Origin of the sequence: Streptomyces sp. SD31 (genome assembly GCF_052068475.1) — a bacterium.
Taxonomy (GTDB): Bacteria; Actinomycetota; Actinomycetes; order Streptomycetales; family Streptomycetaceae; genus Streptomyces.
This window is the reverse complement of sequence record NZ_JBQHCX010000019.1, coordinates 34,494-47,641: the sequence shown is the minus strand read 5'-3', so window position 1 is coordinate 47,641 and position 13,148 is coordinate 34,494. Positions and strand designations below refer to the sequence as shown.

Sequence of the window (13,148 nt, the reverse complement as noted above, 5' to 3'; positions counted from 1 at the left end):
TACCAAGGATTGGTGAGCAATGGTTGACAGCTTCGTGCCCGATCGAGAAGCTGCGTGATGCACCTCAAGTTCGTTGTGATGCGATTGCGCACTTCCGTCGCAACATCCCTGTGATCGCTCACAGATCCGACCTGGAGGAGCGTCCCTGGCACGCCCAGGCCGCCCCCTTCGACACGTGCCACTCGTAAGCACTCCTGCCGTAGTTGTTGCCGCACCGAGGGAGGCGCATCGGCTGGATCGGACGCGGCCACACCAACTCCGCGAGTCCGAGAGTCAGTTGCTCCACCCCATCCGCCCCGCTCCTCGCAATCTCCTTCTCACAGCCTCCCCTCTCCGCCGACCACGACGGCTCACTCGCGGCCGACGGAAGGAAAGGACCGACCATGTCCCCGCAACCCCCCACACCAGTTGCCGGGCGCATCAGCCGGCGAACCCTGCTCAAGGCCACCACCGCCACCGCCGGAGCGCTCGCCACCGCCGTCGCGTTCGCCGAACTCGAGACGCCTGCCGAGGCCGCGGCGAGCTTCGTCAAGGGCGTCGACATCAGCTGGGCTCCTCAGATGGAGGCGCGCGGCTACTCCTGGAAGAACGCCGGCGGGCAGACCCAAGACCTGCTGACCATCCTCAAGGGATATGGGATCACCGCCGTGCGCCTGCGCACGTTCGTCAACCCTTCCAACGATCCGGCCAACGGACACTGCGGCATCAACGAGGTGGCCGCCTTCGCCAAGCGGGTCAAGGCCGCCGGGATGTCGATCATGCTCGACTACATGTTCGGCGACACCTGGAACTCCGTCGGCGTGCAGAACCCGCCCGCGGCTTGGCGGAACATGAGCTACGGCCAGATGCGCACCGCGATCGGCACGTACGTGAACCAGACCATGACGGTCATGAGGAACAACGACGTGCTCCCCACCTGGGTGCAGATCGGCAACGAGATCAACAGCGGGATCTGCCGCCCCGTCGGCAGCGTCTCCAGCCCGGCGCAGCTGACCGGACTGCTCAACGCCGCATACGACCAGGTCAAGGCGGTGTCACCGAGCTCGACCGTGTGTATCCACCTGGCCCAGCCGCAGAAGTACGACGTGATGACGACGTTCTTCAGTCGCTTCGCCGCGAACGGCGGCAAGTGGGACATGTCGGTGTTCTCCTCCTACGGCAGCGCCGACGTCGCGGCCGGGATCGTGGGGAACATGAAGAGGATCTCCGACGCCTACGGCAAACCGTTCCTGCAGAGCGAGTTCGGCGGTCGGGTGGACCGCGCCTCCTCCACCCAGGCCGCGCTGGTCGCCTACATCAAGGCCCTCAAGGCCAACGGCGGGCAGGGCATCTTCTACTGGGAGCCGGAGTGCATGTCCCCGTTCACCGGTTACAACATGGGCGCCTGAGACTCCGCCACGAAGCGGCCCTCCATCATCATGAACGGCTTCACCCAGGCCTGAGCGACGGGCCATGGACCTCAACTCGGGCAACTCTCCGGTCATGAATTGGGATTGGTGATTGTAATGGGCATGACATCGAATGCCATGACGTCGAGTCTCGAAGGGCACGGGGTCAGGCTGGGAGCAGTGGGTCTGCTGACCCTTGCGACGCTGGTCGGCACCGGTGCGGCGCATGCCGATGCCGCCACGCGGGCGCTGCCGGCCGGTTGTTCCGGCACTGCGCCGATCAAGTGTCACTACGCGGTCTCACCCGGCAACTACGACGTGACGGTCTCCATCGGTGGTGCCACCGCCGCCGAGACCGACATGTGGGTGGAGGCCCGGCGCCTGATGCTTCCGGCGACGAAGACGGCGGCCGGTGCCGCCACCACGTACTCGTTCACGGTCAACGTGCGGCAGCCGGAAGGGCAGCCGACCGGCCAGGGCGGCACCGGAAACCCCGGTCTGGACATCCGGTTCGCGGGGACCAACCCGCAGGTGTCGGCCGTCTCCGTGAAACCGGCGGCCCAGCCGCTGGTCGCCTACCTGGCCGGTGACTCGACCGTGTGCGACCAGCCCATGGCCCCGTACACGGGATGGGGCCAGATGATCACGCCGGCGGTGGGTCCCGGAGCGTCCGTCGCCAACTACGCGGACTCGGGGGAGAGTTCGGGCAGCTTCCTGAGGAACTCGGCGCTCTTCCCGGCGCTGCTGCCGAAGGTCAAGGCAAACGACGCGGTCTTCATCCAGTTCGGCCACAACGACAAGCAGACCAGCGCGTCGGCCTTCCGGAGCAACCTCACCTCCATGATCACGCAGGTCCGCGCGAAGGGCGGCGTCCCGGTTCTGGTGACCCCGCCGGTCCGCCGGCAGTTCAACGGCAACCGGCTCACGGCAACGGCGCTGCATGTCAACGGCGTGGGCGTGAACCTGCCCGCCGAGATGCGCTCGCTCGGCGCGGCGCAGAACGTGCCGGTGATCGATCTGACCACCAAGAGCAAGACACTGGTCGAATCCCTCGGCCCGTCCGCCTCCGCACAGCTCTTCCTGCGCTCATCCGTCGACGGTGTCACGGACAACACCCACTTCTCGCAGTACGGCGCGAGCCAGATGGGCGGGCTGGTGCTCCAGAGCATCCGCGAGCAGCGCCTGCCCCTGGCCGCGTACCTGCGCTGACCGACGCCCGGCGCCAGTCCCAAGGAGGGACCCGTTGAGGAACTTACGGATTCTCATCACGACCGCGCTCGTGATCGCCTTGTCGAGCCTCGGTGTCAGCGCCGCATCCGCGGCGGACCGCGGCGCCACGAACTGCACCAGTGCCTCCCGCGCCCAGGCCCCGGCCGCACGGGCGCTCGCCGCGCCGGTCACCGTGTGGCTGGCCGGCGACTCCACCATGGCCAACCCGAGTTCCGGCCGTTGTCCGGTCGGCTGGGGCAGCCAGTTCGACGCCCTGTTCAACAGCGACGTGACCGTCAAGAACCAGGCCGTGGGAGGCCGCAGCATCCAGACCTGGCTGTACGAGGGGAACGTGAGCAGCACCAAGGGCTCGGACGGTGAGTGCCGCCTCACGTCCACCACGTACTCGTCCCGCTGGCAGGCGATGCTGAACTCGACCACCGGAATGAAGGCCGGTGACTACCTGTTCATCCAGTTCGGCATCAACGACTCCTCCTCGACCTGCCCCCGGCACGTCGGCCCGGCCCGGTACCAACAGCTGATGACCACGATGGCGCAGGCCGCCCTGGCCCGGGGCGCGCACCCGGTGCTGCTCACCCCGGTGGCCGCCATCACCTGCTCCGGCGGCACAGCGACCAAGAACCGCGGCTTCGTGGGCGAGACCTTCGCCGCCGGATCCGCCACGAGGGCGCCCGTCATCGACCTACAGACGCTCAGTGTCTCGCTCTACAACAGTCTGCGCTTCTGCCCGAACAACGGCGACTACGGAGGCAGCGGTCCCCTGGGCACCTTCTTCTGCAATGACCACACCCACTTCGACACCTACGGCGCCCAGCGGGTCGCAGGGCTCGTCGCCGGTGAGGTGCGCCGCCAGAACCTCCCGCTCGCCGCGTATCTCACGTAGCACGCGGCGGCGGGCGCGAACCGAGGCCGGTCGGTTCGCGGGTGGCCTCAATGACGGCGGTGCAGCAGACCGAGGACGCAGTCGTCCCTCCCTCTACACCTGACGGTGGCGTACGGAAACGTCTTGGCTCCGACCGGGCCGCGGGGCGTGCGACGAAGACGGAGGCCGAGGCCGAGGCCGAGGGTACGACCGGCGAAGCAATCTCCGCATCGGTGGTGACAGGAGGCCTCTCCATGAGTGAGTCACGGCTGGTCGGCTCGACAGTTGCGGTGGTTCCGGACCAGCGTGCGAGTTGGAGCCCTCGGCGGCCAACTGCACAGCGAGGAACTGGAGTCCGGCATCTGCGCGGTTCCGGTGGACACGACGTGCGCGCCGTACTCCACCACCCACCCAACGGCCGCGGCATGGCGGAGGCCGGCCGCCCGGCCTTACGGACACGGAGCTGCGCGGCCACTTCGTCCTGCGGGCCATGAGGTCCACACCGGCGCTCGTGGACAGCGATGTGTGCAGCGTGTCGGCGGCAGTGCTGAGGCCTTCTCCAGCACGCCGCCCCCCGTTCAACCAGAGCAGCCGTTCGCGATGTCTGTTCGGCCACCGCCCGAGCGATCAGGGGGGTGGGCCGCTCGCTCGGAAGGTGGTACACGCGTCCATGGCAGTGTCACGAAGACGGTTTCTGGCGCTGGGCGCCGGAGCGGCCGCCGGAGGGTTCGGGCCGGCCGGCTGCGGGTCGCAGCGCTCGCTCGGCGACCCGGATGAGATCACGCTGTGGACCTGGGACCGGTCGGTGAGCGACGAGCTGGTCGCCCGGGCAGAGACGAAGGGCATTCCCGGGGCTCAGGGCTTCAGACTCAGCCGCACCAATATCGGCGGCCATTTCAACACCAAGGTGCGTACCGCGCTCGCCGGCAAGTCCCTGGTGCCGGACATCATCGGCATCAACTCCGACGTGGCCACCTACTTCCCCAACCAGGACGTGTTCGTCGACCTCAACGACTTCGGCGCGGCCGAGCTGAAGAGCCGGTACCTGGACTGGAAGTGGAACGAGTGCATCACGCCCGAGGGCCGGATGATCGCGTTCCCCATGGACACGGGCCCCACCGGACTGTTCTACCGCGCCGACCTGCTTCAGGAAGCCGGGATCACCACCGACCCGAAGGAGCTCGCCGCCCGGGCCCCGGACTGGGACGGCTTCATCGCCCTGGGCAAGGAACTGCGGAAGTCGCAGCAGCGCGCGGTGATCTGCCCCAATATCCGCCACGTCTGGAGCATCCGGCTGGGCCAGCTGGCCAGCAAGTTCATGACCCAGGACGGCCGGTACATCGGCGACAGAGCCGAACTGCGCGAGGCATTCGAACTGGCCTACCGGATCGGCAGGGACGGCCTGTCGGCCGGCGCCCCGGAGGGCTCCCCCGACTTGTACGGAGTGATCACCAGCGGCCGCCAGCCGGTCGGTATCGGCGCGGTGTGGTGGGGCCTCGCCTTCCCGGAGTCGGCCGCGCCGAAGACCGAGGGCAAGTGGCGGGTGGCCGACCCGCCCGGCGGCTCCGGCAACGTCGGCGGGTCCTTCCTGGCGATCACCAAGTACTCCAAGAACCCCGAAGCGGCCTACAAGTTCATCACCTGGCTGCAGTCTCCTGAGAACCAGGTCAAGGCGTTCACGGAGATGTCGCTGTTCCCGTCCTCCCCGCGCTCCTTCACGAGGCCGGAGATGCGTGAGCCCGGGCCCTTCTACGGCGGGCAGCGCACCATCGAGGTGTTCGGCCCGTCGGCGCGGCAGGTCAGGACCGTCTACAAGAGCCCGTACGACCGGGTGATGGACCCCGTCTTCGCCGCCGAGCTCGCCAACGTGGAGTCCGGCAAGAACGTCGACACGGCATGGAGGGACGCCCAGAACACCATCGAGCGTGAACTCACCCGCGAGGGGGCGATCTGAATGGGCCTCGCCGATGCGCTGCGCGGGAAGACCGTAGAGCGGCGCGGGAGGACCGCCAAGCCGCCGCCGGACGGGTCCAGGCCGCTGCCCGGCCGGCGCCGCTACTGGCCGATGTACACGGCGGTCTCCCCGTTCTTCATCCTCTTCGCCGTATTCGGCGTCTTCCCGGTCGGCTTCTCCATCTACCTGTCGTTCATGTCGTGGGACGGCATCGGAGAGACGCGGTCGATCGGCTGGGAGAACTACGCGTACCTGGTGACCGACTCCGACTTCTGGCAGTCGATCGGCAACACCGTGGTCATCTGGATCCTGTCCACCGTCCCGATGGTCTTCCTGGCCTTGGTCATCGCCTACGCGCTGCACACCGCGGTGCGGTTCAAGGCGTTCTACCGGGTGGCCTACTTCGTCCCGAACATCACCTCGATCGTGGCGATGACGCTGGTGCTCGGCTCGGTCTTCAGCGACAGCTCCGGGCTGCTCAACAGCGCGCTGCGGGCGATCAACTCCGGCGAGGTCGGCTGGCTGTCCGACCCGTGGGCGATGAAGGCCTCCGTGGCGGCGATCACCATCTGGCGATGGGTCGGCTACAACGCCATCATCTGCCTGGCCGGCCTGCAGGCCATCTCCAGCGACGTGTTCGAGGCGGCCAAGGTCGACGGCGCCGACAACCGCCAGACCTTCTTCCGGATCACCATCCCGATGCTCCGCCCGGTGATCCTGTTCGTCGCCGTCACCTCCACCATCGGCGGGCTGCAACTGTTCACCGAGCCGCAGGTGCTGTTCCCGGTGGACGACAACGGGAACGTCGGCGGGCCCGGCGGCGAGGCCACCACCATCGTGCTCTACCTGTACCAGCAGGCGTTCGTCTTCAACCGGTTCGGCTACGGCGCGGCCGTCGGCTGGGCGCTGTTCCTCCTGATCGCGGTGTTCTCCGTCATCAACTGGCGGCTGATCGGCGGCCGGGACGAGGACGCGATCGGCACCGGCAAGCGGAAGGGGAAGTCCCGTGCGCGCTGAGACCGCCGCCCGGTCGCGGACCGTCGTGGGCCACGCCGTGCTCCTGCTGGGCGTGCTGATCACGATCTTCCCGTTCTACTGGATGTTCGTGATGGCCTCCAACACCACCGGGGACATCTTCGCCTACCCGCCCAAGCTGATCCCGGGCTCCCACCTGTGGGAGAACATGAACAAGGTGTTCGACGGGATCGACTTCTGGGGGTCGATGGGCATCACCGTCGTGGCCGCCACAACCGTGACGTTCCTGGTGCTGCTCTTCGACTCGCTGGCCGCCTTCGCCTTCGCCAAATACGACTTCCCCGGGCGGAGGGTGCTGTTCTGGATCGTGCTGGCCACCTTCATGATTCCGATGCAGCTGGCGCTGGTGCCGCAGTTCGTCACCTTGGCCTGGCTCGGCTGGGTCGGCTCGCTCAAGGCGCTGATCATTCCCGGTGCGGCCAACGCGTTCGGGATCTTCTGGATGCGCCAGTACGCGCAGGGAGCGATCGCCGACGAGCTGATCCAGGCCTCGAGGGTCGACGGGGCCGGGTTCTTCCGCCAGTGGTGGACGGTGGGGCTGCCGGTGCTGCGCCCGGGGTTGGCGTTCCTGGGGATCTTCACCTTCTTCCACATCTGGAACGACTACCTGTGGCCACTGATCGTGATGACCGACCCGGGCAAGGTGACACTGCAAGTGGCCGTGCAGCAGCTGAACGGCGTCTACACCACCGACCAGTCGATGGTCATCGCCGGAGCGCTCATGTCAGTGATCCCGCTGATCGGGGTCTTCCTGATCGGCTCGCGCCACTTCATCGCCAACCTGGCCGCCGGCGCCATGAAGTTCTGAAGAAGCACGCGCGTGGTCCCACTTTTCGAAAAGCAGCTTTCGCACCTGCGCTGAGTTCTTCAGGCAGGCACGAGCCCTACTGCCGCACGGGAAATCACCTGACTCGGGAGATGACGCTGTGAGAACCGCGAAGTTCGGCACGCCTGCCCTCCTGCTCTCGGTGGTCACGGCGAGTTCCGTCGCCATGACCCCCGGCTCGGCGTCCGCGAGTGCCGCGGCGGCCGGAAACACCTACTACGTCGCCCCGAACGGGAACGACGGAGCAGCAGGTACGCAGGCCGCTCCGTGGGCATCGATCGCCCGTGCCCAGGCCGTCGCCAAGGCGGGCGACACGGTCTACATCCGGGGCGGCACCTACGCCTACACCCGCGCGAACAGCGCCTGTTCGAGCCAGACCGCCAAGGTCGACGCGATCACCCTCAACAAGAGCGGCAGCTCGGGCAACCCGATCCGGTACTGGGCCCAGCCGGGCGAGAAACCGGTCTTCGACTTCTCGCGGATGACGGACAACTGCCGTATCAAGGGCTTCAACGTCACCGGCAGCTGGATCCACCTCAAAGGACTGGAAGTCAAGGGCGTTCCCCAGAACAACAACCGCAACGCCGAGTCCTGGGGGATCTGGGTTTCCGGCAGCAACGACGTCTTCGAGCAGATCAACACCCACCACCACATGGGTACCGGCCTGTTCATCAGCGGCGGGGGCGGCAACCTCGTCCTCAACTCGGACGCGCATGACAACTACGACCTGCGCAGCAACGACGGGCCCGGCGAGAACGCCGACGGGTTCGGTTCGCACTACACGCCGGCCGGCCGCCCCGCGAACGTGTTCCGGGGTTGCCGCGCGTGGTGGAACGCCGATGACGGGTTCGACCTCATCTCCACCTACTCGCCCGTGATCATCGAGAACTCGTGGGCCTGGCGCAACGGGTACGTGCCGGGGACGACGACGCCCTCCGGCAACGGAGCCGGCTTCAAGTCGGGCGGCTACGGGGGCGACTACGAGGCCAACGCACCGAAGCACACCGTCCGTTCCTCGGTGGCGTTCCTCAACAAGGCGGCCGGCTTCTACGCCAACCACCACCCGGTGGCCAACGACTTCTTCAACAACACCGGCTACGGGAACCACCCCAACTTCAACATGCTGGGAATCGACTCGCGCGGCGCCACCGTCGGCCGGGGCAACCTGCGCAACAACATCGCCTACACCCGAACGGCGACGTCGAACATGAGCGGCACGAACGCCGCGTACAACTCCTGGAACCTCGGCGTCCCCCTGTCGGACGCCCAGTTCCGCAGTGTGTCGACGTCCGGCTGGGACGCGCCCCGCCAGACCGACGGGAACCTGCCCGTGCTGCCCCACCTCCGTCTCGCGGCGAACAGTGCCCTGATCGACAAGGGCAACGACGTGGGACTGCCCTTCAGCGGAAGTGCGCCGGATCTCGGCGCCTTTGAGAATGACGGAAGGTGACCTCTTGAGGCAACGATCGCGTGTCGTCTCCAAGTACTGGAAGTTGGCCGCCGCCACCCTGTTGTCCGTGGCGTTGGCGGCGCCGCTCTCGGCGAGCACCGCCGCGGCGGAGACACCCGCAACGCAGAGACAGGCAACGGAGCTCCGAGACCAGGAGGCGGCTGCTGGGCCGGTGGTGGATCGCGGCCTCAAGTACCTGGTGTCCGACTACCAGACGCGCATTCCGACGAAGTACACGGCTGACTCCTGGAAGCCCTTCGCCAAGGCGTTGACCGCCGCGGCCGATGTCGCCGGCGACACGTCGGCCACCACGTCGGACGTCGCCGACGCGAAGACGGCCCTGATGACCGCCGCCGCCGATCTGAAGGCCGCCGACGAGGGCACGTTCCAGACCATCACGAACAACACCTTCTGGAACGACACCAGCGGCAACCCCATTTATTCGCAGGGCGGCGGGGTCTTCAAGTTCGGCGACACCTACTACTGGTACGGCGTGCACTACACCGGCGCCGAGCTCTACCGGGCCAATCCGACGAGGAAGTACGACGGGAACGTCAGCTTCGTCTCGATCCCCGTGTACTCGTCCAAGGACCTGGTGAACTGGAAGTTCGAGAACCGGGTCGCGACGCGCTCCACCGGCGTGGGCAGCGGCGCCAACCTGGGTGGTGCGGGCTGGGTCGGGCGGCTCGGCGTCTCGTACAACGAGAACACCGGCAAATATGTGCTCGCCGTGCAGATGTGGCACACGGGCAGGGGCGGGCACGGCGTTCTGCTGTTGCAGGGCGACTCACCCACCGACACCTTCGACTACGGCTACTTCCAGACCCAGATCACCAACTCGCCCACGACCGGCACCGGGGATCAGACCGTCTTCACCGACGACGACGGCAAGGACTACCTGATCTTCTCCAACCGCGAAGGACGCTCGCGCGGCTTCGTGGCCAAGTTCCGGGAGTCCGACTCGCTGCGGATCGAGCCAGGCGTGCAGATCCGCAGCGGCGCCGGTCGCGAGGGCAACGCCATGTTCAAGCTCGACGGCAAGTACTACCACGCGGCGTCGGACCTGCACGGCTGGAACACCTCGGTCAACTACGTCAATGAGTCGACCAGCAGCAACGTCCAGGGCTCCTACAGCAGCGAGTACGTCCTTGCCGGCACCGAGATGGACTACAGCCATGTGACCCAGACCGGGTTCTTCGTGACGGTCAAGGGCACCAAGCAGAACACGGTGCTCTACGCCGGCGACCGCTGGGCCGACTTCGCCTGGAATGGCATCGGATACAACCAGTGGGTGCCGATCACCAAGACCGGCGCACGGCCGCAGTTCCACTCGGTGAGCCAGTGGCAGTTCAACGCCACGACCGGAGAGTGGCGTGTCGGGCCGGCGAACAACTACATCCTCAACCCCGACATCCAGGCCGACCGCATCATCGTCTCCAGCGTACGGGGATGGCGGAACCTCGGCGGTTCGGTGACCAACGTCAACGGTGGTGCGAACGGGTCTCGCTTCGCCCTCCAGGTGAGCAACAGCGGCGGCGTCGAGCAGCGGATCGCGTCGGTGCCCGCAGGCACCTACACCCTGTCCCTGCACGCTCGGGGTAGCGCCGGACAGGTCGTGATCACCGGCGCCAACGGCAGTCAACGGACCCTTGGCATCCCGTCGTCGAGCGGCTGGGCCAAGCGCGAGCTCACCGGCGTCGAGCTGCCCGGCGGGGCCGCCACCGTCACCGTGCGGGCGTCAGGTTCGGGCGGCGTCACCGTCGACCAGCTCTCACTCGTCAAGACCTCTGCCGACACACCACCGCCTCCGGGGCGTTTCGAGGCAGAGACCGCTCCGGCGCAGTGCCGGGGCACGATCGACTCGAATCAAGCCGGCTATTCCGGCAGCGGGTTCTGCAACGGCGACAACGCTGTGGGTGCCTTCGCGGAGTTCACCGTGAACTCCGCGACCGCCCGTACGGCGACGCTGGGGATCCGGTTCGCCAATGGCGCCACCACCGGTGCGAGGCCCGCGAGCCTCGTCGTCAACGGAGCCACGGCAGGGTCGCTTTCGTTCGAGTCCACCGGTGCGTGGACGACGTGGACGACCAAGACCGTGACCGTCTCGCTGAACGCCGGCAGCAACACCATCCGGTTGGATCCGACCACGGCAGCCGGACTACCCAACGTCGACTACCTCGATGTCGGAGCCGCGGCCGGCTGACATCCCGTGCTCTGCCGGTCTTCTCGACCGGCAGAGCGTACGGAACAGCCCATGCCGCACGTACATCACATCGTCAGGAGAAGGACATGAGCAGCAAGCGTCTGCCCCGCGCCATCGCGGTCACGACGACGTTGGTCGCCATGGTGTCCGCGAATCTACTCATGGTGCCCACGCCGGCCCACGCGACCTTCGGAACCGCGGACATCAAGCCGATCGAAAGCAATATCGCTGCCAAGCCCTGGGCCTCGGCGACGGCCGCCACCGGCTCGTCGAACGCCCGTCTGGCCATCGACGGCGACCCGACGACATCCTGGCAACCCGGTAGTGCCGGCGCCCGTCAGTGGCTCACCGTCGACCTCGGTGGAACCTACGACAACCTGCGCAAGGTCAAGGTGCTCTTCCCGGATCGTGGCGTGGCCCACCGGTATGTCGTCGAGGCTTCATCCGACGGTCGCCGGTGGAAGACCATCGCCGACAGATCCCACAACCGAGCCGTGTCGCGAGGGGAAGTGCACCTGTTCACCCGGCCGGGAACGCGCTTCGTCCGGCTGACGTTCACAGGTGGGCCGGGCCGGGCCTGGGCAGGTGTCAGCGAGCTCCAGGTCTTCAACTTCCTGCGCGCCGACCTCACCCTCGGCGCCGATCTGTCCTGGATGGACGACGTCCAGGACCAGCAGTACTGGGTCGACCCCCTGGCCGAAGACCGCGGCGCCGGCCCACACCTGCTCGACGTGGCCAAGGATCGTGGCATGCAGCACACCCGGCTGCGGATATGGAACGAGCCGCGCAGCGAGAGCACCGGTCAACCGACGCCGATACCGCGCCAGGGCCCGGAGCGCTCACTGGTCTCAGCCAAGTGGATCAAGCAGCGGGGCATGGGCCTGGGGATCGACTTCCACTACGCGGACTCATGGGCGGACCCGAGCAAGCAACCAAAACCACGCGCCTGGGCCGAGCTGGAGTTCGCGGACCTGTCCCAGTCCGTGTACGACTTCACCGCCGACTATCTGAAGCGGTTGATCCGGCAGGGCACCACGCCGGGGAAGGTGGCCGTCGGCAACGAGATCATCAATGGCTTCATGTACGGCAGCGAGGCGGCCCACATCGGCACGACGAATCCGCCGTATTTCGTCGACCAGGCCGATATCTACCAGTCCAAGCCCGGTGGTGGCCTGCTGTGGAAGTACTGGCGGTCGACCGACCCCGTGGAGCAGCAGCTCTACGACCAGTCGTGGGACCGGTTCACCACCCTGGCCGCGGCCGGGATCAAGGCCGTCCGCGACGCGTCACCGACGTCCAAGGTCGAGATACACGTGATCGTCGACAAGGACAAGCTCGCCAAAACCATGGAGTTCTGGCACCAGTTCCTCACCCGGGTGAAGGCAAAGGGCCAGAACCCCGATGTGCTGGCCATCTCGTACTACCCGGAATGGCACGGTACGCCCGAGGCACTGGATCTCAACCTGAACACCATGGCCACCACCTACCCCGGCTACGAAATCGACATCGCCGAAACCGCCTACCCCGCCTCGGGCGGCGATGGCTCGCCGTTGCCCAACTCGCCGTACCCGCGAACCATTCAGGGGCAGGCGGACGCGATCCGGAGGGTGTTCCAGGCCGCCAACGACGTGGTCGACAACCGAGGTTCAGGTGTCCTGGTGTGGGAGCCGGCCGGCTACCAGCCCATGTTCCGGGCCGTGCCCGGACTGGCGGACACGTGGGAGCCGCACGCGTCCGTCAACGTCTTCAACGCCAGCCGCGCCAAGCACATCTTCCAGGACACCATCTACACCGGCACCACGGTGAGGGCCGCCCCGAAGCTGCCCTCCTCCATCCGCATGCTCACCACCGCCAACAACAAGATCACCACTGTCCCCGTCCGCTGGCAGCCGTTGCCACCCGGCGCGACCGACAGGCCGGGTGAGGTGACAGTCACCGGGACGACCGGCACAGGACCGGTCACGGCGGTCATCGACGTCATGCCCAGCCACGGCGGCCACGACGTGACCACCTCATAGCCTGCCTGGGCGAACCAGGCCGTGTTCGACCGGAACGGGCCACACTCACCCCGACATCCGGTGCGCCCGACCAACCGCACGCCGCTCCTGCCGCCCCTCGCAGCTGGCAGGAGCACCCACACCCGCTGTTGCGCCGTGCGCCCCGTCGACCTGCTGGCCTCTGTCGCCGACGGGACGCACCC

General features: G+C 67.2%; 9 protein-coding genes. All 9 read left to right on the top strand.

Translation table 11 applies throughout. From position 1 onward, the window contains the following. The first annotated feature begins 383 nt into the window (after positions 1-383). The 9 genes from ACTMVF_RS33995 (at position 384) to ACTMVF_RS33955 (ending at position 12,966) form a co-directional block, all read left to right on the top strand. Entirely contained in the window at positions 384-1,388 is a 1,005-nt protein-coding gene (locus tag ACTMVF_RS33995) for a glycosyl hydrolase 53 family protein (RefSeq protein WP_441274904.1), read from the top strand. A gap of 123 nt (positions 1,389-1,511) precedes the next feature. Continuing rightward, positions 1,512-2,597: a rhamnogalacturonan acetylesterase gene (locus tag ACTMVF_RS33990; protein WP_441274903.1), complete on the top strand. Its 1,086-nt coding sequence runs from the start codon at positions 1,512-1,514 to the stop codon at positions 2,595-2,597. A gap of 34 nt (positions 2,598-2,631) precedes the next feature. Beyond that, positions 2,632-3,501, top strand: a complete 870-nt coding sequence (locus tag ACTMVF_RS33985; protein WP_441274902.1) for an SGNH/GDSL hydrolase family protein — start codon at positions 2,632-2,634, stop codon at positions 3,499-3,501. Positions 3,502-4,150: 649 nt separating this feature from the next. Then, the gene (locus tag ACTMVF_RS33980) at positions 4,151-5,434 is read left to right on the top strand and encodes an ABC transporter substrate-binding protein (RefSeq protein ID WP_441274901.1); all 1,284 of its coding nucleotides are present in this window, start codon (positions 4,151-4,153) and stop codon (positions 5,432-5,434) included. Continuing rightward, on the top strand, positions 5,435-6,451 hold the full coding sequence (locus tag ACTMVF_RS33975) for a carbohydrate ABC transporter permease (RefSeq protein ID WP_441274900.1): 1,017 nt from the start codon (positions 5,435-5,437) through the stop codon (positions 6,449-6,451). Beyond that, positions 6,441-7,277: a carbohydrate ABC transporter permease gene (locus ACTMVF_RS33970; protein WP_441274899.1), complete on the top strand. Its 837-nt coding sequence runs from the start codon at positions 6,441-6,443 to the stop codon at positions 7,275-7,277. The genes ACTMVF_RS33975 and ACTMVF_RS33970 overlap by 11 nt, the downstream gene beginning before the upstream one ends. A 118-nt stretch (positions 7,278-7,395) precedes the next feature. Then, positions 7,396-8,745, top strand: coding sequence for a right-handed parallel beta-helix repeat-containing protein (locus ACTMVF_RS33965; RefSeq protein WP_441274898.1), 1,350 nt, complete (start codon positions 7,396-7,398; stop codon positions 8,743-8,745). A gap of 4 nt (positions 8,746-8,749) precedes the next feature. Then, complete coding sequence (locus tag ACTMVF_RS33960; protein ID WP_441274897.1) at positions 8,750-10,948, top strand: family 43 glycosylhydrolase; 2,199 nt, start codon at positions 8,750-8,752, stop codon at positions 10,946-10,948. Positions 10,949-11,034: 86 nt separating this feature from the next. After that, positions 11,035-12,966 carry a glycosyl hydrolase 53 family protein gene (locus ACTMVF_RS33955; RefSeq protein WP_441274896.1) on the top strand — a complete coding sequence of 644 codons (1,932 nt, stop codon included), beginning with the start codon at positions 11,035-11,037 and terminating at the stop codon, positions 12,964-12,966. Positions 12,967-13,148: the final 182 nt, after the last annotated feature.